This is a genomic window from Mycolicibacter heraklionensis (assembly GCF_001021505.1).
Lineage (GTDB): Bacteria > Actinomycetota > Actinomycetes > Mycobacteriales > Mycobacteriaceae > Mycobacterium > Mycobacterium heraklionense.
The window spans coordinates 209,745-231,556 of sequence record NZ_LDPO01000004.1 but is presented as its reverse complement, the minus strand read 5'-3'; the positions used below and the strand labels follow the sequence as shown (position 1 = coordinate 231,556).

Sequence of the window (21,812 nt, the reverse complement as noted above, 5' to 3'; positions counted from 1 at the left end):
TGGGTGACAGCGTCTGCGGAGGGCCGCCGGATCAAAGTTCTGCTGTTGGGCTCCACCGGCTCGATCGGAACCCAGGCGTTGCAGGTCGTCGCGGCGAACCCGGACCGCTTCGAAATCGTCGGACTGGCCGCCGGAGGCGGTAACGCGGCGCTGCTGGCGGCCCAACGCGCCGAGACCGGGGTCGCCAACATCGCCGTCGCCGACGCACAGGTCGGCGAAGCGCTCGATGCCCCCTACTGCGGACCTGAGGCCGTCACCCGCTTGGTGTACGACACCGAGGCCGACGTGGTCCTCAACGCCTTGGTCGGCGCGCTCGGACTGCGGCCCACGCTGGCGGCGCTGGAAACCGGGGCCCGGCTGGCCCTGGCCAACAAGGAATCGCTGATCGCCGGCGGCCCGCTGGTGCTGCAGGCCGCCCAGCCCGGCCAGATCGTGCCGGTGGACTCCGAGCACTCGGCGATCGCCCAGTGCTTGCGCTCCGGCACGCCCGATGAGGTCGCCAAGATCGTGCTCACCGCTTCCGGTGGGCCGTTCCGGGGTTTCAGCGCTGCCGAGCTGGAAGGCGTCACGCCCGAACAGGCCGGTGCCCACCCGACCTGGTCGATGGGCCCGATGAACACGCTGAACTCGGCCTCGCTGGTGAACAAGGGCCTCGAGCTCATCGAAACCCACCTGCTGTTCGGTGTTCCCTACGAGCGAATCGACGTGGTCGTTCACCCGCAGTCGATCGTGCATTCCATGGTCACCTTCACCGACGGCTCGACGATCGCCCAGGCCAGCCCGCCGGACATGCGCCTGCCGATCGCGCTGGCCCTCGGCTGGCCGGCTCGGGTGCCCGGGGCGGCCGCGGCCTGCGACTTCACATGCGCCTCTACCTGGGAGTTCGAGCCGCTGGACGACGCCGTATTCCCGGCGGTGCAGCTGGCTCGCCAGGCCGGTCAGACCGGCGGCTGCATGACCGCGGTCTACAACGCCGCCAACGAGGAGGCCGCCGAAGCCTTCCTCAGCGGGCGGATCAGCTTCCCCGCGATCGTGGCCACCATCGCCGAGGTGCTGGGCGCCGCCGACCAGTGGGCCGCGCAACCCGCTACCGTGGATGAGGTACTCGATGCGCAGCGCTGGGCCAAGGAACGAGCGGCTCGCGCCGTCGAGGCGACAGCTACAAGAAAGGTCGGAAGCACCCGATGATGTTCGCGGTCGGCATCGCGCTGTTCGCGCTGGCCATCCTGGTTTCGGTGGCGCTGCATGAATGCGGTCACATGTGGGTGGCGCGCGCCACCGGTATGAAGGTGCGGCGCTATTTCGTCGGCTTCGGAACGACGTTGTGGTCGACGCGACGCGGCGAGACCGAATACGGCCTCAAGGCGATCCCGGCCGGCGGCTTCTGTGACATCGCGGGCATGACCGCGGTGGAGGAATTGGAGCCCGACGAGGTCGACCGCGCCATGTACAAGCAGAAGACCTGGAAGCGGGTGGCCGTGCTGGCCGCCGGCCCCGCCATGAACTTCGTCATCGGTCTGGTGCTGGTCTACTCCATCGCGGTGATCTGGGGCCTGCCCAACCTGCACGCGCCCACCACCGCGGTCATCGGCGAAACAGCTTGTGTGGCACCCGAAGTCGTCAAGGGCGAACTGGGCAGCTGCTCGGGCCCCGGCCCGGCTGCGCTTGCCGGCATCGAATCGGGTGACGTGGTGGTGAAGGTCGGCGACACGCCGGTGACGACCTTCGAGGAGATGGCCGCCGCGGTACGCAAACAGCACGGCCGGACCCCGATCGTCGTCGAACGCGACGGCAGCACACTCACCAAATACGTCGACGTGACGCCCACCCAGCGCTGGATCGCCGACGGCCCCGACCGCGAGGCCGTCCCCAGTACCGTCGGCGCCATCGGGGTGGGCGCCGCCCAATTCGGCCCGACCAAGTACAACCCGGTCACCGCGGTGCCGGCCACCTTCGCCTTCAGCGGAGACCTGTCGGTGCTGCTGGGGAAGTCGCTGGCCAACATCCCCTCCAAGGTCGGTGCGCTGGTGCACGCCATCGGCAACCCGCACGGGGAGCGCGACCCGGAGACCCCGATCAGTGTGGTGGGCGCGTCGATCATCGGCGGCGACACCGTCGACCACGGCCTGTGGGTGGCGTTCTGGTTCTTCCTGGCTCAGCTGAACTTCATTCTGGGTGTGCTGAACCTGGTGCCACTGCTGCCGTTCGACGGCGGGCATATCGCGATCGCGCTCTACGAGAAGCTCCGCAACATGGTCCGGTCGGCCCGCGGGAAGGTCGCCGCGGCACCGGTGAACTATCTCAAGCTGATGCCGGCGACTTACGTAGTCTTGGTGGTGGTGGTCGGCTACATGCTGCTCACCGTGACCGCCGACTTGGTCAATCCGATCAGGCTGTTTTGATAGGAGACCCCCTCATGAGCGTCGGCCTAGGAATGCCGACCGCCCCTCCGCCGACGCTGGCGCCGCGTCGCAAGACTCGCCAGCTGATGGTCGGCGGGGTCGGGGTGGGCAGCGACTATCCGATCGCGGTGCAGTCGATGTGCACCACCAAGACCCATGACGTCAACGCGACATTGCAACAGATCGCGGCGCTGACCGCCTCGGGCTGTGACATCGTGCGGGTGGCCTGCCCCCGGCAGGAGGACGCCGACGCGCTCGCCGAGATCGCCCGGCACAGCCAGATCCCGGTGATCGCCGACATCCACTTCCAGCCCAAGTACATCTTCGCCGCGATCGACGCCGGCTGTGCCGCGGTCCGGGTGAACCCGGGCAACATCAAGGAGTTCGACGGCCGAGTCGGCGAGGTGGCCAAGGCGGCCGGCGCAGCCGGCATCCCGATCCGGATCGGCGTCAACGCCGGTTCGTTGGACCAGCGGTTCTTGGCCAAGTACGGCAAGGCCACCCCCGAAGCGCTGGTGGAGTCCGCGCTGTGGGAAGCCTCGTTGTTCGAGGAGCACGGCTTCGGCGATCTCAAGATCAGTGTCAAGCACAACGACCCGGTCGTGATGGTGGCGGCCTATCAACAGCTGGCCGAGCGTTGCGACTACCCGCTGCACCTGGGCGTCACCGAGGCCGGCCCGGCCTTCCAGGGCACCATCAAGTCCGCCGTGGCGTTCGGCGCGCTGCTGTCCCGCGGCATCGGCGACACCATCCGGGTGTCGCTGTCGGCGCCGCCGGTCGAAGAGGTCAAGGTCGGCAACCAGATCCTGGAGTCGCTCAACCTGCGGCCGCGGGGTCTGGAGATCGTGTCGTGTCCGTCGTGCGGGCGGGCTCAGGTGGACGTGTATCGGCTGGCCAACGAGGTCACCGCCGGGCTGGAGGGGATCGACGTCCCGCTGCGGGTCGCGGTGATGGGTTGTGTGGTCAACGGTCCCGGTGAGGCCCGCGAGGCTGATCTGGGTGTGGCGTCCGGCAACGGCAAGGGCCAGATCTTCGTCAAGGGCGAGGTGATCAAAACCGTTCCCGAGGCGCAGATCGTGGAGACCCTGATCGAGGAGGCTCTGCGCCTGGCGGCCGAGATGGGTGACGGATCTCCCGGCGGCTCGCCCACCGTCGCCGTAAGCTGAGTCACCATGTCGGCTCCACCCGATTTCCGTCTCGACCAGCGACGGGTTTCTGTGGCGCGGGACGCCGCGGCGGTCTGGCGGGTGCTGGAGGAGGATCCGATCGGCTCCTGCATGGTCGCGGCCCGCGTCGCCGATCACGGTGTCGATCCCCGGTCCATCGGCGGGGAGTTGTGGACGCGCGGCGGCGTGGACGAATCCCTGTGTTACGCAGGCGCGAACCTGATCCCGCTGCGCGGCGCCCCGGCCGACCTCACTGCGTTCGCCGACAAGGCGGTGGGTGCGATCCGGCGCTGTTCGTCGTTGGTGGGCCGGGCCGAACTGGTGCTGCCGATGTGGCAGCGCCTCGCCGATTCCTGGGGCCCGGCCCGCGACGTGCGCGAGAGCCAACCGTTGATGGCACTGCACACCATGCCCGCGTGCCCGATGGATGCCGAAGTGCGCCAGGTGCGTCCCGACGAGCTCGACGCGTACCTGGTGGCCGCCGTCGACATGTTCATCGGTGAGGTCGGGGTGGACCCGCGGGCCGGTGACGGCGGCCGCGCCTACCGCCGGCGGGTGGCCAACCTGATCGCGTCGGGGCGGGCCTGGGCGCGCTTCGAGCGCGGCGAGGTGGTGTTCAAGGCCGAGGTGGGTTCGCAGTCGCCGACGGTCGGGCAGATCCAGGGCGTGTGGGTGCACCCGGACCGGCGCGGCCGCGGGCTGGGCGCCGGCGGCACCGCGATGCTGGCCGCGGTGATCGTCGGCACCGGACGCATCGCCAGCCTGTACGTCAACGACTTCAACGAGGTGGCGCGGTCCACCTACGAGCGGGTGGGGTTCACCCAAGTCGGCACTTTCGCGACGGTGCTGCTCGACTGATCTCGGGGTGCTGTCCGCCGAAACTGTGGTTGGCGCGGAAGAGTTCGAGTAGCGGACACGCTAACCGCTGTCTCGGTGTGCCTCCGCCTGCGAGCCGTTTCTATTTCGTAACATCAGCCCCAATGACAACTGCAAGCTCATTAGTCACACGCGTCACGGGCCTGGTCACCGCGCTGCTCACCGCAGCCGGCCTGGCGGCCTGCACGCCGCGCCCCGACGGCCCAGGGCCGGTCGCCGAGCGGTTCTTCGCCGCCCTGGCCACCGGCGACACCGCGACCGCCGCCGAGCTCAGCGACGACCCGTCTGCGGCACGCAGCGCACTCAACGCCGCGTGGGCGGGCCTGCAGGCCGAACACCTGGATGCGCAGGTGCTGAGCTCGCGCTACAACGACGACACCGGCAGCGTGGCCTACCGCTACACCTGGAAGCTGCCGAAGAACCGGAGCTGGGCCTACGACGGCCAGCTCAAGATGGTCCGCAACGAAGGCCACTGGACGGTTCGCTGGACGGCCACCGGCCTGCACCCCAAGCTCGGTGAACACCAGACCTTCGCGCTGCGGGCCGACCCGCCGCGTCGGGCGGCGGTCAACGAGGTGGGCGGCACCGACGTGCTGGTGCCGGGCTACGTGTACCACTACGAGTTGGACGCCAGCCGGGCCGGACGCAACCTGATGCGCACCGCCCGTGCGGTGGTCGACACCTTGCGGCCGTTCGACGACGCGCTGGGCGACCCGCAGCGACTGGCCGAGCAGGCCAGCTCCTTGAGGTCTCCGCTCGACCTGATCACGCTGCGCAAGGCCGACCACGACCGTGTCGAAGCCGCCATCGGCGCCCTTCCGGGAGTCGTGGTCACTCCGCGCCCCGACCTGCTGCCCACCGATGACCACTTCGCGCCGATGCTCATCAGCGAGGTCAAAAAAGCCGTCGGGACCCAACTCGAAGGTGCTGCGGGCTGGCGGGTGGTCAGCGTGAACCAGAACGGCGTCGACGTCGCGGTACTGCACGAGGTCGATCCCGCACCGGCACCTTCGCTGACGATCAGCTTGGACCGATCGGTGCAGCGCGCCGCCCAGAACGCGGTCAACACCCGCGGTGACAAGGCGATGATGGTGGTGATTAAGCCATCGACCGGAGAACTGCTCGCCGTTGCGCAGAACGCAGCGGCTGATGCCGACGGCCTGGTCGCGACCAGCGGTCTGTACCCGCCCGGGTCGACGTTCAAGATGGTCACCGCGGGCGCGGCGATCGAACGGGACATGGCGACACCGAACTCCATGGTGGGCTGTCCCGGCGAACTCGACATCGGCCAGCGCACCATCCCCAACTACGGTGGGTTCGACCTGGGCCTGGTGTCGATGTCGCGGGCCTTCGCAAACTCGTGTAACACCACCTTTGCCGAGTTGGCCAGCCGGATGCCGCCGCGGGCGCTGTCGCAGGCGGCCAGTCGCTACGGAATCGGGGTGGACTACCTGGTGGACGGGATCACCACGGTCACCGGCTCGGTTCCGCCGACCGTCGACCTGGCCGAACGCACCGAGGACGGATTCGGACAGGGCAAGGTACTGGCCAGCCCGTTCGGCGTCGCCCTGGCTGCGGCGACGGTGGCCGCGGGCCGGACACCGGTACCCCGACTGATCGAGGGCCGACCGACCGCGGTCAACGGTCCGGCCGCTGCCCCGGTGAGCGCGGAGATGCTCGACGGACTGCGCGAGATGATGCGGCTGGTGGTGACCGACGGGACCGCACGCGACATCGCCGGCTGCGGCCCGGTCTACGGCAAGACCGGAGAGGCCGAATTCGCCGGTGGTTCGCACTCCTGGTTCGCCGGATATCGGGGCGACATGGCCTTCGCGTCGCTGATCGTCGGCGGCGGCAGCTCGCAGTACGCGGTCCGGATGACCAAGGTGATGTTCGACTCGCTGCCGGACAACTTCCTGCTGTAGCGGCGTAAATTGAGAAGCCATGACGGGTCTCAGCGACGACATGGCCGACGTGGCCTTGCGTATCTCGGATGCGGACCGCAACGGCACCCTGCGGCGCCTGCACAATGCCGTCTCCCTCGGGTTGATCGACATCGGGGAGTTCGAGGAGCGCGCGGCGCAGGTGTCGCAGGCGCGGATGCGCTCGGACCTCGACACCCTGATCGGTGACCTGCCCGGACCGCGCGCCATCGTCACCTCGGCGGCCGACCGCGTCGAGCTGCGTGGCTGGGCCGGCTCGCTCAAGCGCCACGGGGAATGGATCGTGCCGACCCGGCTGGCATTGGTGCGGCGCCTGGGCTCGGTTGACCTCGACCTCACCAAGGCGCGGTTCGCCGGGCCGGTCGTCGTCATCGAGCTCGACATGCGATTCGGCTCGGTCGACATCCGCCTGCCCGACGGCGCCAGTGCCTCGATCGACGACGTCGAGGTCTACGGCGGCAGCGCCCGGGACCGTCGCCCCGACCCGCCCGCCGAAGGAGCCCCGCACCTGGTGTTGACCGGGCGGGTGGTGTGCGGCTCGGTGGACATCAGGGGCCCACGGCGCAAGCTCCGCTGGCGGCGCTGACCAGCTCCGTTAAGCTGGCGTAATGCCCGTTCGTGCCCCACTTTCCCCTGGCGTGCTGTCTCCGACGCTGCCGGTGCCCCGCTCCATCCCGCGTCCGGAATACGTCGGCCGCGCCACGGCCGCCGAGGGGTCCGAGCCCTGGGTGCAGACGCCTGAGGTGATCGAGAAGATGCGGGTGGCAAGCCGGATCGCGGCGGGTGCGCTTGCCGAGGCGGGCAAGGCCGTGGCGCCCGGTGTGACCACCGATGAGCTGGATCGCATCGCCCACGAGTTCATGGTCGACCACGGCGCCTACCCCTCGACGTTGGGTTACAAGGGTTTTCCCAAGTCGTGCTGCACGTCGCTCAACGAAGTCATCTGTCACGGCATCCCGGACTCGACGGTGATCGCCGACGGCGACATCGTCAACATCGACGTCACCGCGTACATCGACGGAGTGCACGGCGACACCAACGCCACCTTCCTGGCCGGTGACGTCTCACAAGAACACCGGCTGCTGGTCGAACGCACCCACGAGGCCACCATGCGTGCCATCAAGGCGGTGAAACCCGGCCGCGCGCTGTCGGTGATCGGCCGGGTCATCGAGTCCTATGCGAACCGGTTCGGCTACAACGTGGTCCGCGACTTCACCGGCCACGGGATCGGCCCGACCTTCCACAACGGTCTGGTGATCCTGCACTACGACCAGCCCGAAGTCGACACCATCATCGAGCCGGGCATGACCTTCACCATCGAGCCGATGATCAACCTCGGCAGCCTGGACTACGACATCTGGGACGACGACTGGACGGTGGTCACCAGCGACGGACAGTGGAGCGCCCAGTTCGAACACACCCTGGTGGTGACGGACGACGGAGCCGAGATCCTCACCCTGCCGTGACTTCCGGCTGGCCGCTGTTAAGGCACAGTCTGTTGAGCCGCTGAGGGGCCCGCCAAAATCGCCCCGTGCCGCCCGATGGGCTGTAGCGTGGCGCAAATGCCGGGCACGATGATGACCATCGACGGGTTCCCGATCCCGGTCGATGTGGCAGGTCCGCAAAACGGGCCCGTCGTCGTCGTGCTTGCCGCGGCGCAGCACCCCCTCACCGCCTACGACGCGGTCTGCCAACGGTTGCACACCGCCTCCCTGCGAACCATCGTGATCGGCGCAGATCCGCGTCTGACACCCAAGTCGGTGATCGGCATTCTCGATTCGCTGGGCGTGCAGTGCGGCGTTCTGGTGGGCGACCGCACCGGCGCGGACAATGCCTGGGAACTCGCGGCGACGCGCCCGGACCGCTTCACCGGTCTGGTGGCGCTCGACCGGGGCCATCCGCGCGCGCCGGATCTCAGCGGCGTGATCCGTGACGAGCGCTGCCCTCCGGTGGAGATCAACACCACCGTTCTGGTCAGTTCCCGGGCCACGGCAGCGGTGGCCAACGCCAGCCAACGGTTTGTCTACGGCGAACATCGCCTGGTGATGCTGCCCGGGCGGCGCAGCGCCCAGGAATTCACCGCACAACTGGCGATGGAGATCGTGTTGCGGGCCAGTACCTGGTAATGCCAGGCGCGGAAGAGTAGGTTCCGGCGTAGCCGACGACCGGGGGTGGTGCGTCGGCGGGGGAAAAATCACATACGTATCTGGGGGGATACCAAATGTTGTCGTGGGGGCAATCAATACCGGCGTTGCTGCGTGAACGCGCCCAACAGTGGCCTGACCGGCCGGCGTTCACCTATATCGACTACGAGGTCGATCCGGCCGGTTACGCCGACACCTTGACGTGGTCCCGGATTTTGGCGCGCACTGAGGCCGTCGCCGTGGAAGTGGCCGCGGTTGCCTCGCCGGGTGACCGCGTCGCGCTGCTCGCGCCGCAAGGCCTCGAGTACATCGCCGGCTTCTTCGGTGCGATGGAGGCGGGCTGCATCGTGGTGCCGTTGCCGGTACCGGCGTTCGGCAGCCACGACGAGCGAGTCACCGCGGCGTTGAAAGACTGCGCACCGGCGGCGGTTCTCACCACGTCGGCGGTCGCCGGCGACATCCACGGATGCGTCAGTGCTGTCGGCGGAAGTTCGCCCGCGATCATCGAAGTGGATCTGATCGATCTCGACGCCCCCGTCTCCTGGCGCGGGACCGGTGCGTTGACAACGAAAACCGCACTGCTGCAATACACTTCCGGGTCAACCGGCTCGCCGAGGGGCGTCGTGGTCTCGCACCGCAACGTGTTCGCCAACATCGAGCAGGTGATCGCGGACTACTTCGGCGACGACGGGGGAGCGCCACCGCCGGACACCACGCTGGTGTCCTGGCTGCCCTTTTACCACGACATGGGCCTGCTGCTCGGTGTGATGGGAGCCGTCTTGCTGGGCCGCCACTCGGTGGTGATGAGCCCGATAGCGTTCCTGCAGAAGCCGTCCCGATGGATCCAACAGCTGGCCACCAACTCCTGTGCGTTCACCGCCGGACCCAACTTCGCGTTCGAACTGGCCGCGCGCCGGACCACCGATGCGGACATGGCCGGTCTCGACTTGGGAAGCGTGCACACCATCTTGAGCGGCAGCGAGCGCATCCACGCGGCGACGATCCGCCGTTTCACCGACCGCTTCACCCGCTTCAATCTGCCCGCCAGTGCACTGGCACCGTCGTACGGGCTGGCCGAGGCAATGGTCTACGTCGCCTCGGCGCCGCGCGCGAACCGTCCGGTGACGGTCCGGCTCGACTACGAGAAACTGGTGGCCGGCACCGCGCAGGCCGGTCCGGGCGGGGCCGAGCTGGTCAGCATCGGCGCTCCGCGGGCCTGCACGGTGCGGATCGTCGACCCCGAGGTGCACACCGAGAACCCGGACGGGCGCGTCGGGGAGATCTGGGTGCACGGGCCCAACGTCGCCGGCGGTTACTGGCACAACGCGGAGGCCACCGAGCGCACCTTCGGCGGGCACCTCGAGTCTCCGTCCGCCGGCACACCGGTGGGGCCGTGGTTGCGCACCGGCGACCTGGGCGTCATCCACGACGGCGAGCTGCTGGTGGTCGGGCGTATCAAGGACCTGTTGATCGTCGACGGCCGAAATCACTACCCCGATGACATCGAGGCCACCGTGCAGGAGCTCACCGGGGGTCGCGTCGCCGCGGTGCCGGTCGCCGGTGACGGTGGTGAGCAGCTGGTGGTCATCGCCGAGGTCAAGAACCGGGGCAATACCGTCGAAGAGCAATTGCACCGGATAGCGGCTCTGAAAAAGGATGTGGCGGCGTCGGTTTCGCGGTCCCACGGGGTCCGGGTCGCCGACCTCGTACTGGTCGCTCCCGGCTCGCTGCCGATCACCACCAGTGGCAAGATCCGCCGCTCCACATGCGCCGACTGCTACCGTGCGGCGCAGTTCCGTCGGCTGGAGACCGTCGACTGACCGCGGGCGGGTAGCCTGACAGCACTCAACTGTCAGGGAAGATCGTCGTCGGCGAAGGAGCACAATGAGTCGGCCTACGATGCTGTCCCTGACAGAGCTGCAACCACTGGTCGCCTCCGGGGAGATCGATACCGTTGTGGTGGCGTTCGCCGACATGCAGGGCCGGTTGGTCGGCAAGAGAGTCGCGGCCGAGCACTTCGTCGCCGAGGTTGCCGAACACGGCGTGGAGTGCTGCAGCTACCTGCTGGCCGTCGACGTGGAGATGCACACCGTCCCCGGCTACTCGATCGCCGACTGGGGCACCGGCTACGGCGATCTGGTGCTCAAACCGGACTTCGCCACACTGCGGCGCATCCCGTGGTTGCCCGGCACCGCGCACGTGCTGGCCGACGCGCACTGGCCGGACGGCGGTCCGGTCACGGTGGCGCCCCGCCAGATACTGGCCGCCCAACTCGCCCGGCTGGCCGAGCGCGGGCTGATCGCCTACGCCGCCACCGAACTGGAGTTCCTGGTCTTCGAGGAGAGCTACCGGCAGGCGTGGGCCGGTGGGTATCGCGGCCTGACCGCGGGGACCGACTACAACGCCGACTATGGTCTGGTCGCCGGCACGCGGCTGGAACCGCTGCTGCGTGACATTCGGCTGGGGATGGCCGGCGCGGGCCTGCGCTGCGAGGGCGTCAAAGGGGAGTGCAACAACGGCCAGCAGGAGATCACCTTCCGCTACGAAGAGGCGCTGACCACTTGCGACAACCACAGCGTCTACAAGAGCGGCGCCAAGGAGATCGCCGACCAGCACGGCAAGAGCCTGACGTTCATGGCGAAGTTCGACCAACGCGAAGGCAACAGCTGCCATGTACATCTGTCACTGCGCAACACCGAAGGATCTCCGGTGTTCGCTGATCCCGAGGCGCCGCACGGCATGTCGGCGTTGTTCCGGGGTTTCCTGGCCGGCGTGCTGGCCACGCTGCCCGAGCTGACCCTGTGTTATGCCCCGAACATCAACTCCTACAAGCGATTCGTCGGCGGTAGTTTCGCCCCCACGGCGATAGCGTGGGGCCTGGACAATCGCACCTGTGCGCTGCGAGTACTCGGCCACGGCAACTCGATGCGGGTGGAGTGCCGGGTGCCCGGCGGCGACGTGAACCCCTATCTGGCGGTCGCGGCACTGATTGCGGCGGGGCTGCACGGCATCGACAATGATCTGGCGCTGCCCGAGCCGGTCGACGGCGACGCCTACCGGGCGGGACTGCCGCACCTGCCCACGACGCTCGGCGGCGCCGTGGAGCTGTTCGCCGAATCGGCGTTAGCGCGCAAGGCGTTCGGCGATGAGGTCGTCGAGCATTACCTGCACAGTGCCCGGGTCGAGTTGGACGCATTCAACACCGCGGTGACCGACTGGGAGAGGGTCCGGGGTTTTGAGCGCTTCTGAACCCGTTATCGGACTGACGACCTATCTGGACCGAGCGAAGTTCGGAGTCTGGGATGCGCGGGCCGGCCTGCTGCCCGCCCAATACATCCAGAGCATCACCGCCGCAGGCGGAATCGCGGTGCTGTTGCCGCCGCAGCCGGTGACACCCGACATCGCGGCGCGTGTGCTCGCCGGTGTCAGCGCCCTGGTGATCACCGGCGGCCGCGACCTGGACCCCGCCGGGTACGGCCAGACCCCGCACGATGAGACTGATCGGCCCGACACCACCCGGGACGCCTGGGAATTCGCCCTGTTGGCGGAGGCGATGCGGCGCGGGATGCCGGTGCTGGGGATCTGTCGTGGCGCCCAAGTGCTCAACGTGGCGCTCGGCGGGACGCTGCACCAGCACCTGCCCGACGTCATCGGTAGCACCGGGCACCGGGCGGGCGGCGGTGTCTTCACCCCGATGTCGGTGCGCACCGTGGCCGGCACTCGGCTGGCCGAGCTTCTGGGCGAGACCTGCCAGGTGCAGTGCTACCACCATCAGGCGATCGCGGACGTGGGTGCGAAACTTGTCGTCAGTGCGCGCGATGACGACGGGGTCATCGAGGCGATCGAGCTTCCCGGGGAGGATTTCGTGCTCGCGGTTCAGTGGCATCCCGAGGAATCCCCGGACGATCTGCGGCTGTTCGCCGCGATCGTGGCCGAAGCGGGCAAGTACGCGTTGGCTCGGGTGAGCGAATGATCCACGAACTGATCAACCCGGCCACCGGGGCAGTCTTCGGCACCGTCGACCACGTCGACGCCGCCGCCGTCGACGATGCGGTGCGCCGCGCACAGGCCGCCCAGAAGCGGTGGGCCAAACGTGCCCCGGCCGAGCGGGCCGCGGCGCTGCGAGACTTCGCCGCGGTTGTCGGCGCCCACATCGACGAGCTGGCCGCGCTCGAGGTCACCAACTCCGGCCATCCGGTGTCGGCCGCCGAATGGGAAGCCGGGCATGTCCGCGACGTGCTGCAGTTCTATGCGGCCAGCCCGGAACGGCTGTCCGGCAAGCAGATACCGGTCGCCGGCGGGCTCGACGTCACCTTCCACGAGCCGCTGGGCGTCGTCGGGATCATCACCCCGTGGAATTTCCCGATGCCGATCGCCGCGTGGGGTTTCGCACCGGCGCTGGCCGCCGGAAACGCGGTGCTGATCAAGCCCGCCGAGTGGACGCCGCTGACCACACTGCGGTTGGCGGAGCTGGCTGTGGAGTCGGGTCTGGATGGCGACCTCTTGCAGGTGCTGCCCGGTCGCGGTGCAGAGGTGGGGGAGCGCCTGGTCACCCACCCGGGCGTGGCCAAGATCGTGTTCACCGGTTCCACCACCACCGGCACCCGGGTCCTGCAGGCCGGCGCGGCCGGGGTCAAACGGGTGACGCTGGAACTCGGCGGCAAGAGCGCCAACATCGTGTTCGGCGACTGCGACCTGGAGCATGCGGCCGCGACGGCACCCTACGGCGTGTTCGACAACGCCGGGCAGGACTGCTGTGCGCGTAGCCGGATCCTTGTGCAGCGCAGCGTCTATGACCGCTTCATGGAGTTGCTGGAGCCCGCGGTGGCCGGTGTGGTCGTCGGCGACCCGACGTCCCGCGACACCGAGATGGGCCCGCTGGTGTCGCGCCCCCACTGGGAAAAGGTGGCCTCCTACGTGCCCGACGACGCGCCGGTCGCCTTCCGAGGTCAGGCTCCCACCGGCCCCGGTTTCTGGTTCCCGCCCACGGTCCTGACTCCCGCGGCCACCGACCGGTGCGTCAGCGAGGAGATATTCGGCCCGGTGGTGACGGTGCTGCCGTTCGACGATGAAGCCGACGCCATCGCCCTGGCCAACAACACCGTCTACGGGCTGTCGGGCTCGATCTGGACCAACGACCTGTCCCGGGCGCTGCGCGTCTCGCGGGCGGTGGAAGCCGGGAACCTGTCGGTGAATTCGCACTCCTCGGTGCGCTTCACCACGCCGTTCGGCGGCTTCAAACAGTCGGGGCTGGGCAGGGAGCTGGGCGCGGACGCCCCACTGTCGTTCACCGAGACCAAAAACGTATTCATCGCAGTGAAGGAGATGCAGTGACCGATCTGACCCAACGCCTGGCCGGACGGGTAGCCGTGGTGACCGGCGCCGGTGGCGGAATCGGCTTGGCATCCGCGCGGCGGATGCGCGCCGAAGGCGCCCAGATCGTGGTCGGCGACCTCGACCAGGCGGCCGGCACCGCGGTCGCCGATGAGCTCGACGGCCTGTTCGTTCAGGTCGACGTCTCCGATCAGGACCAGGTCGACGCGCTGTTCGACACCGCGGCCCAGACGTTCGGCTCGGTGGAGATCGCCTTCAACAACGCCGGCATCTCGCCGCCCGACGACGACGTGATTGAAACCACGGAACTTCCTGCCTGGCAACGGGTTCAGGATGTCAACCTGAAGTCGGTGTACCTGTGCTGCCGGGCGGCACTGCGGCACATGGCGCCCGCCGGACGCGGGTCGATCATCAACACCGCATCGTTCGTGGCGGTGATGGGTTCGGCCACCTCCCAGATCTCCTACACAGCCTCCAAGGGCGGCGTGCTGGCCATGTCGCGTGAGCTCGGGGTGCAGTACGCCCGGCAAGGCATCCGGGTCAACGCGTTGTGCCCCGGGCCGGTGAACACCCCGCTGCTGCAGGAGCTGTTCGCCGCCGACCCGGAGCGCGCCGCCCGCCGGCTGGTGCACGTGCCGGTGGGCCGGTTTGCCGAACCGGAGGAGATCGCCGCCGCCGTCGCCTTCCTGGCCAGCGATGACGCGTCGTTCATCACCGGCTCGACGTTCCTGGTGGACGGTGGGATCAGCTCGGCGTACGTCACGCCGCTGTAGTCGCCCGGCTAGGGCCCAGCGGGCGCTGCCACCGATCTCGGCGGGGTCGGCGGCGGCGATCTGATTGACCAGGGGATGTTCCACCGCCGGGAGCCGCCGCCGTAGCGTCTCGCAGCGCCACAACAAAGCCAGGCATTCCCGTGCCGTCAGGGCCTCGAAATCCAGCCCCGGCGCCCGATCCACGTCGCCGAAGCTATCCACAACCAAAACCACAGTGACACAAGTGGATACGGTGACAGTACCGGACCGGGAAGGGTTGGGCTGAACGGGCTGTGTCGTGGGTGTTCCATTGAGTGGAACGGTGTGTTGATCGCTGCGACAGCAACCCGATAGCGTCCCGAATTCTTAGCATAAACACAGCAAAGCATTGGGGGCTCACCATGATTACTCACACGATTCGCCGCGCGACACTGCTTGGCTTCGCTTTGGGCGCACCGCTGATCGCGCTGGCCACCAGCGCCCTGGCGGCCGCCGACCCCGATTACGTCGTATACGAGCCGATATCGTCCAACGGTCCCGACGCCGGTCAACCGGGAGAGTACTTCTTCACAGGTGGAGTCAAAGACTTATCTCATCCGACGGTCGGGATTCACGGAGACGGGGTGGTCGGCAACTGGATCGCGACCAATCAAATCTTCGCTGGACTGGATTTCTACTCGAATACCGCCGGCTACGAGCTGTACGTCAACGGCGCCGACAGCCATGACTACATCGAGGAGTATTCCAACTTCGTCGCATCCGACGCCACCGGGACTGAGCTGTGGGGCAACACCTTCACCGAGGAGTTGAACTCCTCTGGAGTCGTGATCGGTATGTCGGATGTCATCGATTTCGGCGGCCAGGACTTCACCCTCTTCGACACTCTCCCTTCGACCGAGTTCTAGTAGGCGTTCCTCGGAACCATTCGGCTACGGCGCCAGCCGCACACCCACCCGCTCGGTCGCCAGCAGGTCGCCCAGGATCTTCGCCACCGTCGCCAATTCGGCATGGGTGTAGCGGGACAAGAAGTCGCTCATGCCGAGGTTCATCTCATCGTGCAGGCGGCGGTGGGCGCGCACCACGATGCGGCCGTCCGCGGTGAGTCGCAGGGCGATCTCCTTGCGGTTGCCCGGCACGGGCAGGCGTTCGACCAGGCCGGCCGCCACCAAGCGCTGCACATGCTTGGATACGGTGCCCTTGAGCTGCCCGGATCGGGCGGCCAGGGTGACGATATTGACCGGATCGTCGCCGATGCGATCGAGCAGATGCATGCTCAGGGTGGGCAGTTCGCGCACTGCCGCCTCTAGCCGCCGAGGGCAGTGCTGCGCCATGAAGTCACGCTCGGCGTCGCCGCCGGAGTCGTCGAACTTGTCGCCCACGGCTTGGACCAGGTCGCCGATCCGGGCGATCACGTCCGCTTTGGTTTTCACCGAAACCATATTGCCACGGCTGACACTCTCCGAGTATGGTTTCCATAGAAACCAAAAGGAGGCACCGATGAAGGCAGCAGTGATCGAGGCGTTGGGGCGGGTGCCGGTATACACCGATTTCCCCGAGCCCGAAGCACATGACGGCGCGGTCATTGCGACAGTGGAGGCGTCGGCACTGACCAACCTCACCCGCGGGTTGGTCGCCGGTACGCACTACGGCAGTTCGGGTTTGACGCTGCCCGGGGTGGCCGGAGTGGACGGGGTGGCCCGCCTCGCCGACGGCCGCCGGGTGTACGGCACCGCGGTCACGCCATACGGAATGATGGCCGAACGCACCCTGCTTGCCCCGGGCCGGATCGTCGAGCTGCCAGACGGCATCGATCCGGTACTCGCTGCGGCCGCGCCCAACCCCGGCGTGTCGGCGTGGGTGTCGCTACAGCACGCCGCACAGGTCCGCCCCGAACATCACGTACTGGTACTGGGCGCGACCGGCGTCACCGGGTCACTGGCGGTTCAGTTGGCCAAGTCCGAGTTCGGGGTCGAGCGGGTGGTCGCTGTCGGACGTGACGCCGACAGGCTCGACTGGCTGCGCGGTCTCGGCGCCGACACCATCCGGCTGGGCCACGACGACCTGGCGGCCCGGGTCGCCGCGGTGCACCGAGACCGCCCGTTCGACGTGGTCATCGACTACCTGTGGGGGGAACCGGCCGAGCAGGTGCTGGCCGCCCTGGGCAATCAGGGACTGGGCGCAGTCGCCCACGCGACACAGTTCATCCAGGTCGGCACGATGGCCGGCCCCACCATCAACCTCGCCGGTGGAATTCTGCGCAGCGCCGCGGTGACGCTGCGCGGGGTGGGCCTCGGCAGTGTCCCGATGGACGTGCTGCGGCAGGCCAACCAGGAATTCCTGCCCCGGCTGTTCGCCATGCTCGCCGACGGCCAACTTCAGCTCGCGACCCAGCGGCAGCCCTTGGCGGACGTCGAGCAGGTGTGGACTCAGCGGGAGCCGTCGGGCACCCGGGTGGTCTTCACGCCCTAAAGCCGCTTCGGCCTACGTCAGAACCACTCCGGCCGCATCTCCAGAGTCGTGCGGTCCAGGCTTTCCAGCAGGTCGAGCTGCGGACCGGTCTTCGGCAGCTCATACCGGAAGAAGTACCGGGCCGCCTGGCGTTTGCCGTCGAAAAAGTCCCCGGTGCGCCCCTGGGCGGCCAACAGCTGCTCCAGCCAGATCCAGGCGATCACCACATGGCCGAAGGCCTCCAGATAGACCGCGCTGTTGGCCAGCGCGGCATCGATGTCGCCGGCGGCGAACATGCCCGCGGTGACGGATACCAGTCGCTGGATCACCGTGTCGAGTTGGGTGGCCATATCGGCCAGTTCGCCGCCGGCCCCATGCGCGGCCGCGGTGCTCTCGGTCATTGTCCGGTGTAGCGCGGCCAGGCTGGCCCCGTCGCGTTGCACCACCTTGCGGCCCAACAGGTCCAGGCTCTGGATGCCGTGGGTGCCCTCGTGGATCGGGTTGAGCCGGTTGTCCCGGTAGTGCTGTTCGACGTCGTACTCGCGGGTGTAGCCGTAACCGCCGTGCACCTGGATCGCCAGATCGTTGGCCGCCAGGCACCACTGCGACGGCCAGCTCTTGGCGATCGGGGTGAGGATGTCCAGCAGCGCGGTGGCGTGGTCAAGTTCCTCAGCGGATTCGGCGGTGTGCGCGATGTCGACGACCCGCGCGCAATAGAGAGCCAAGGCGAGCGCTCCCTCGACGTAGGACTTCTGCGCGAGCAGCATCCGCCTGACATCCGCGTGCTCGATGATCGGAACCTGCGGCATCGCAGGGTCTTTCGTGGTCGCCGGACGCCCCTGTGGACGGCTGCGCGCGTAGTCCAGCGACTTCAGGTAGCCGGTGTAGCCGAGCGCGATGGCACCCATGCCCACGCCGAGGCGGGCTTCGTTCATCATGTGGAACATGTAGGTCAAGCCGCGGTGCTCGTCGCCCACGAGATAGCCGACCGCGCCCGGCTCGCCGCCGGGTCGGTGGCCGCCCTCCCCGAAGTTGAGCACGGTGTTGGTGATTCCGCGATAGCCCATCTTGTGGTTGAGCCCAGCCAGCACGACGTCGTTGCGCTCACCCAGCGTGCCGTCGGTATTCACCAGATACTTCGGCACGATGAACAGCGAGATCCCTTTGGTGCCGGCCGGGCCGCCCGGGATCTTGGCCAGCACCAGGTGGACGATGTTGTCGGTCAGGTCGTGTTCGCCACCGGAGATCCACATCTTCGATCCGAACAGCCGGAAGGTGCCGTCGGCCCGGGGCTCCGCACGGGTGGTGATGTCGGCCAGCGATGAACCGGCCTGAGTCTCCGAGAGGCACATCGTCCCGAAGAAGCGGCCGGCGAGCATGGGTTTGACGAAGGCGGTGACCTGTTCTTCGCTGCCGAACTTGGCGAGCAGGTTCGCGTTGGCCATGGTCAGCATCGGATAGCCGGCGGTGCTGACGTTGGCGGCGAACAGCCAGGCGAAGCCGGCCTGGGCCACCGTTGCCGGCAATTGCGCACCGCCCAGCGAGTAGTCCATGGCCATGCCGATCAGCTCAGCCTCGGCGCAGGCCGCCAGTGCCTCCTTGACTTCACCGATGATGGTGACTTTCGTCCCGTCGAAGGTGGGCTCGTGAGCGTCGCTCTTCTTGTTGTGCGGGGCGAAATAGCGAGTGGCCAACTGCTCGCACAAATCGAGTGTGTCGGAGAAGGTTTCCCGGGAATGTTCGGAGAAGCGGTCTCGCCCGGTGAGTTCGTCGACGCGCAGCCAGTCGAACAGCAGGAAATCGAGGTCTTGGCGGGACAGCAGGGTGGACTTCATCTGGCGAACCTTTCACTCCAGGCCGAGCAGTGCGTTCTCCACGACCTCGGGCAGCGCCGGGTGGATCCAGTATTGACCGCGGGCCATCTCCGGCGCGGTGAGACCGAAGCTCATCGCCTGAATCAGCGGCTGGATGATCGACGACGCCTGGTAGCCCATGATGTGTGCGCCGAGGAGCCGTCCGGTGCCGCGTTCGGCGATGAGCTTGACAAATCCGTTGCTGTCCTCCATCGCCCAGCCGTAGGCGACGTCACCGTAATCCTGGATCTTCACCGAGATATCGAGACCCTTTGCCAACGCCTGTGTTTCGGTCAGTCCGACCGCAGCGATCTGCGGATCGGTGAAGACCGCGGCCGGCACATAGCGGTGGTCGGTGATCCGCATCGAGTCCACGTCGTCCCAGTCGCACAGCAGGTTGTGTTGCACCACCCTGGCTTCGTGGTTGGCGACATGCTTGAGCTCGTAGGGCGAGGACACGTCGCCGAGCGCGAAAACTCCGCGCGCCGAAGTACGTTGGTACTTGTCGACGGTCACCCGCCCGCCTGCGACGACGACACCGGCCTGCTCGGCGTCCAGCAGGTCACCGTTGGGCACCCGCCCGGTGGCCACCAGCATCGCGTCGGCCCGCAGCACCGAGCCGTCGTCAAGCTCCACGACGACACCCGGCCCGGCGGATCCTTCCTGGCGGGCTGCGACCACGTTGCGGTGCGAGCGCAGCTCCCACTTGGCCGCGGCGATCCGGGTGAAGCGTTCGGCCACGGTCTCGTCGCAGTGCCGTAGCAAGGTCGAGCCGCGGATCACCACCGTGACCCGGACTCCCAAGGCGGAGAAAACGTGGGCGAACTCGGCGGCGATGAAGCCGCCGCCCACGATCACCAGATGCTCGGGCAGCTCAGCGATCCGCATGATGTCGTCGCTGGTGTAGTAATGCGCCCCGCTGTTGGCGATGGCGGGCGGGATTGCCGAGCGCGACCCGGCCGCGATCACCACCTGCTCGGCGCTGAACTGCTCGCCGCCGGCGGTGAGCAATAGGTACCGGCCGCACGCGCCGACCGGGCCGAACCGGGTGTGCTCGCCGTAGACGTCGACGTTTGGCAGGCTGCGGCGGTACTGCTCGCCGCCGGCGGCGATCGGGTCGATCCGCCCGAACACCCGCGAGACGATGTCGTCCCAGCGCACACCGTCGATGTGAGCGTCAATCCCGTAGCGCGACGCCTCGGTCACCGTCTTGGCGACCTCGGCGGCGTAGACGAACATCTTGGTCGGGATGCAGCCCACATTGAGGCAGGTGCCGCCGAAAGTGCCCTGCTCGCAGATCGCCACCCGCTTGTCCGCGTAGCGCTCGTCGAGAATGCTGTTGCCCGAACCGGTTCCGATGATCGCCAGGTCGTAGCTCTCCATTGCGTCAGCCTAAACGGTGTGCGGGCTAATCTGATGGCGTGTCCACATCGGTTCAGACCGAGATGACCGACGTAGCGCTGATCGGCGCGGGCATCATGAGCGCCACCTTGGGGGCGATCCTGCGCCGCCTGGAACCCAACGCCGCAATCACCATCGTTGAGCGGTTGGAATCCGCCGCCGGCGAGAGCAGCGATCCGTGGAACAACGCCGGAACCGGCCACGCCGGACTGTGCGAACTGTTCTACACACCGCAGCAGCCCGACGGCTCGATCGACACCGCCAAAGCGGTGCGCGTCAACGAGCAGTTCCAGGTGACCCGGCAGTTCTGGGCGTATGCCGTGGAAAACGGCCTGCTGGAGCAACCGCGCGACTTCGTGCATCCGATCCCGCACGTCAGCTTCGTGTACGGCACCGAGGGCGTGGACTACCTGCGGCGGCGCCATCGTGCGCTGGCCGGCAACCCGTTGTTCGCCGGAACCGAGTTCATCACCGACTTCGGCGAGTTCGCCGCGCGCCTGCCCGCGATGGCCGCCGGGAGAGATCCCGACGTGCCGGTGGCCCTGGACTGGGCGCCGCATGGCACCGACGTCGACTTCGGTGCGCTGGCCGGCCAGCTCATCGGCTACGGCGTGCGCCACGGCACTGCGGTGTTCTTCGGCCACGAGTTGCGCTCGCTGCGCCGGGAGTCCGACGGCAGCTGGACGTTGGGCCTGGCCAACCGCCGAACCGGCGAAACCCGAAGGCTCAATGCCAAATTCGTCTTCATCGGCGCCGGGGGAGCGACGCTGGGCTTGTTGCAGCGCGCGGGGATCCCCGAAGTGCGGGGCTACGGCGGCTTCCCGATCGGTGGGGTGTTCCTGCGCTGTGGCGCCGCGCAGCTGACCGCCGGACACCGCGCCAAGGTGTACGGCGCCCCGGTCCCGGGTGCGCCGTCGACGACGGCCCCGCACCTGGACTCCCGGATGGTCAATGGTGCGTCGTGGCTGCTGTTCGGGCCGTTTGCCGGCTGGTCTCCGAAGTTCCTCAAGCACGGGCGCGCCACGGACCTGCCGAGATCGGTCCGCTTCGACAACGTGAAGTCACTGCTGAGCGCCGGGATCCGGGAGCGCGAACTGGTCGGGTACCTGCTCGGCCAACTGCGGCGGACACACGCCACCCGTGTCGAGGCGCTGCGGGAGTTCCTGCCGCCTGCCGATCAAGCGGACTGGCATGAGATCCGGGCCGGCCAGCGCGTGCAGGTGATCCGCGGCGGACAACTCGATTTCGACACCACGATCGTCAGCGCCGGCGACGGCAGCATCGCGGGACTGCTCGGTGCCTCACCCGGCGCTTCGACCGCGGTGCCGGCGATGCTGGAGGTGCTGGCGCGCTGTTTCGCCGGGAAGTTCGCGCAGTGGCTGCCGACGCTCAAAGAGATGGTGCCCTCGTTGGGCACGCGACTCTCCGAAGAGCCCGCGTTATACGAGCAGGTGTGGCAGTGGGGCAGCCGACAGCTTCAGCTCACCTGATGG

The 21,812-nt window shown here is 67.9% G+C and carries 19 protein-coding genes; 16 read left to right on the top strand and 3 right to left on the bottom strand.

The features are described 5' to 3' along the window. Positions 1-3: 3 nt before the first annotated feature. The 14 genes from dxr (at position 4) to ABW16_RS07860 (ending at position 15,522) form a co-directional block, all read left to right on the top strand. Complete coding sequence (gene dxr / locus ABW16_RS07925; protein WP_047318586.1) at positions 4-1,188, top strand: 1-deoxy-D-xylulose-5-phosphate reductoisomerase; 1,185 nt, start codon at positions 4-6, stop codon at positions 1,186-1,188. Next, positions 1,185-2,402 carry a M50 family metallopeptidase gene (locus ABW16_RS07920; protein ID WP_047318585.1) on the top strand — a complete coding sequence of 406 codons (1,218 nt, stop codon included), beginning with the start codon at positions 1,185-1,187 and terminating at the stop codon, positions 2,400-2,402. Before dxr ends, ABW16_RS07920 begins: the two co-directional genes overlap by 4 nt. Before the next feature lie 14 nt (positions 2,403-2,416). Further along, the gene (gene ispG, locus ABW16_RS07915) at positions 2,417-3,568 is read left to right on the top strand and encodes a flavodoxin-dependent (E)-4-hydroxy-3-methylbut-2-enyl-diphosphate synthase (protein WP_047318584.1); all 1,152 of its coding nucleotides are present in this window, start codon (positions 2,417-2,419) and stop codon (positions 3,566-3,568) included. 6 nt (positions 3,569-3,574) lie between these two features. Continuing rightward, positions 3,575-4,426 (top strand): GNAT family N-acetyltransferase, encoded by an 852-nt coding sequence (locus ABW16_RS07910; RefSeq protein ID WP_047318583.1) that lies wholly within the window; start codon positions 3,575-3,577, stop codon positions 4,424-4,426. A 122-nt stretch (positions 4,427-4,548) separates the two neighbouring features. Beyond that, positions 4,549-6,369, top strand: coding sequence for a penicillin-binding transpeptidase domain-containing protein (locus tag ABW16_RS07905; protein ID WP_109519517.1), 1,821 nt, complete (start codon positions 4,549-4,551; stop codon positions 6,367-6,369). Positions 6,370-6,388: 19 nt separating this feature from the next. After that, positions 6,389-6,973 (top strand): DUF1707 SHOCT-like domain-containing protein, encoded by a 585-nt coding sequence (locus tag ABW16_RS07900; RefSeq protein ID WP_047318582.1) that lies wholly within the window; start codon positions 6,389-6,391, stop codon positions 6,971-6,973. Positions 6,974-6,995: 22 nt separating this feature from the next. Further along, positions 6,996-7,853, top strand: a complete 858-nt coding sequence (map, locus tag ABW16_RS07895; RefSeq protein WP_047318581.1) for a type I methionyl aminopeptidase — start codon at positions 6,996-6,998, stop codon at positions 7,851-7,853. A 96-nt stretch (positions 7,854-7,949) separates the two neighbouring features. Next, complete coding sequence (locus ABW16_RS07890) at positions 7,950-8,513, top strand: alpha/beta fold hydrolase (RefSeq protein WP_047318580.1); 564 nt, start codon at positions 7,950-7,952, stop codon at positions 8,511-8,513. Between the two features lie 95 nt (positions 8,514-8,608). Then, the gene (locus tag ABW16_RS07885) at positions 8,609-10,351 is read left to right on the top strand and encodes an AMP-binding protein (RefSeq protein WP_047318579.1); all 1,743 of its coding nucleotides are present in this window, start codon (positions 8,609-8,611) and stop codon (positions 10,349-10,351) included. Between the two features lie 64 nt (positions 10,352-10,415). Beyond that, a complete protein-coding gene (locus ABW16_RS07880) occupies positions 10,416-11,780 on the top strand; it encodes a glutamine synthetase family protein (RefSeq protein ID WP_047318578.1) in 1,365 nt (454 codons plus the stop codon). Beyond that, the gene (locus ABW16_RS07875; RefSeq protein WP_047318577.1) at positions 11,767-12,504 is read left to right on the top strand and encodes a gamma-glutamyl-gamma-aminobutyrate hydrolase family protein; all 738 of its coding nucleotides are present in this window, start codon (positions 11,767-11,769) and stop codon (positions 12,502-12,504) included. The genes ABW16_RS07880 and ABW16_RS07875 overlap by 14 nt, the downstream gene beginning before the upstream one ends. Beyond that, positions 12,501-13,865, top strand: a complete 1,365-nt coding sequence (locus ABW16_RS07870) for an aldehyde dehydrogenase family protein (protein ID WP_047318576.1) — start codon at positions 12,501-12,503, stop codon at positions 13,863-13,865. The genes ABW16_RS07875 and ABW16_RS07870 overlap by 4 nt, the downstream gene beginning before the upstream one ends. Further along, entirely contained in the window at positions 13,862-14,638 is a 777-nt protein-coding gene (locus ABW16_RS07865; protein ID WP_047318575.1) for a 3-oxoacyl-ACP reductase, read from the top strand. The genes ABW16_RS07870 and ABW16_RS07865 overlap by 4 nt, the downstream gene beginning before the upstream one ends. A 380-nt stretch (positions 14,639-15,018) precedes the next feature. Continuing rightward, a complete protein-coding gene (locus ABW16_RS07860) occupies positions 15,019-15,522 on the top strand; it encodes a hypothetical protein (protein WP_131721479.1) in 504 nt (167 codons plus the stop codon). A 24-nt stretch (positions 15,523-15,546) separates the two neighbouring features. On the opposite strand, the gene ABW16_RS07855 is transcribed toward ABW16_RS07860, so the two are convergent. After that, the gene (locus ABW16_RS07855) at positions 15,547-16,047 is read right to left on the bottom strand and encodes a MarR family winged helix-turn-helix transcriptional regulator (protein WP_047318647.1); all 501 of its coding nucleotides are present in this window, start codon (positions 16,045-16,047) and stop codon (positions 15,547-15,549) included. Between the two features lie 67 nt (positions 16,048-16,114). Between ABW16_RS07855 and ABW16_RS07850 the strand changes: the two genes are divergently transcribed. After that, positions 16,115-17,086, top strand: coding sequence for a quinone oxidoreductase family protein (locus ABW16_RS07850; RefSeq protein ID WP_047318573.1), 972 nt, complete (start codon positions 16,115-16,117; stop codon positions 17,084-17,086). 17 nt (positions 17,087-17,103) lie between these two features. On the opposite strand, the gene ABW16_RS07845 is transcribed toward ABW16_RS07850, so the two are convergent. After that, positions 17,104-18,900 carry an acyl-CoA dehydrogenase gene (locus ABW16_RS07845; protein WP_047318572.1) on the bottom strand — a complete coding sequence of 599 codons (1,797 nt, stop codon included), beginning with the start codon at positions 18,898-18,900 and terminating at the stop codon, positions 17,104-17,106. A gap of 12 nt (positions 18,901-18,912) precedes the next feature. Then, entirely contained in the window at positions 18,913-20,301 is a 1,389-nt protein-coding gene (gene mtr / locus ABW16_RS07840) for a mycothione reductase (RefSeq protein ID WP_047318571.1), read from the bottom strand. A gap of 62 nt (positions 20,302-20,363) precedes the next feature. On the opposite strand from mtr, the gene mqo reads away from it, so the two are divergent. After that, complete coding sequence (gene mqo, locus ABW16_RS07835; RefSeq protein ID WP_047318646.1) at positions 20,364-21,809, top strand: malate dehydrogenase (quinone); 1,446 nt, start codon at positions 20,364-20,366, stop codon at positions 21,807-21,809. Positions 21,810-21,812: the final 3 nt, after the last annotated feature.

Bases quoted from the DNA above. Each gene is read 5' to 3' on its own strand.
- ABW16_RS07920 (WP_047318585.1), top strand. From the start codon at position 1,185: ATGATGTTCGCGGTCGGCATCGCGCTGTTCGCGCTGGCCATCCTGGTT.
- ispG (WP_047318584.1), top strand. From the start codon at position 2,417: ATGAGCGTCGGCCTAGGAATGCCGACCGCCCCTCCGCCGACGCTGGCG.
- ABW16_RS07910 (WP_047318583.1), top strand. From the start codon at position 3,575: ATGTCGGCTCCACCCGATTTCCGTCTCGACCAGCGACGGGTTTCTGTG.
- ABW16_RS07905 (WP_109519517.1), top strand. From the start codon at position 4,549: ATGACAACTGCAAGCTCATTAGTCACACGCGTCACGGGCCTGGTCACC.
- ABW16_RS07900 (WP_047318582.1), top strand. From the start codon at position 6,389: ATGACGGGTCTCAGCGACGACATGGCCGACGTGGCCTTGCGTATCTCG.
- map (WP_047318581.1), top strand. From the start codon at position 6,996: ATGCCCGTTCGTGCCCCACTTTCCCCTGGCGTGCTGTCTCCGACGCTG.
- ABW16_RS07890 (WP_047318580.1), top strand. From the start codon at position 7,950: ATGCCGGGCACGATGATGACCATCGACGGGTTCCCGATCCCGGTCGAT.
- ABW16_RS07885 (WP_047318579.1), top strand. From the start codon at position 8,609: ATGTTGTCGTGGGGGCAATCAATACCGGCGTTGCTGCGTGAACGCGCC.
- ABW16_RS07880 (WP_047318578.1), top strand. From the start codon at position 10,416: ATGAGTCGGCCTACGATGCTGTCCCTGACAGAGCTGCAACCACTGGTC.
- ABW16_RS07870 (WP_047318576.1), top strand. From the start codon at position 12,501: ATGATCCACGAACTGATCAACCCGGCCACCGGGGCAGTCTTCGGCACC.
- ABW16_RS07860 (WP_131721479.1), top strand. From the start codon at position 15,019: ATGATTACTCACACGATTCGCCGCGCGACACTGCTTGGCTTCGCTTTG.
- ABW16_RS07850 (WP_047318573.1), top strand. From the start codon at position 16,115: ATGAAGGCAGCAGTGATCGAGGCGTTGGGGCGGGTGCCGGTATACACC.
- ABW16_RS07845 (WP_047318572.1), bottom strand. From the start codon at position 18,900: ATGAAGTCCACCCTGCTGTCCCGCCAAGACCTCGATTTCCTGCTGTTC.
- mtr (WP_047318571.1), bottom strand. From the start codon at position 20,301: ATGGAGAGCTACGACCTGGCGATCATCGGAACCGGTTCGGGCAACAGC.
- mqo (WP_047318646.1), top strand. From the start codon at position 20,364: ATGACCGACGTAGCGCTGATCGGCGCGGGCATCATGAGCGCCACCTTG.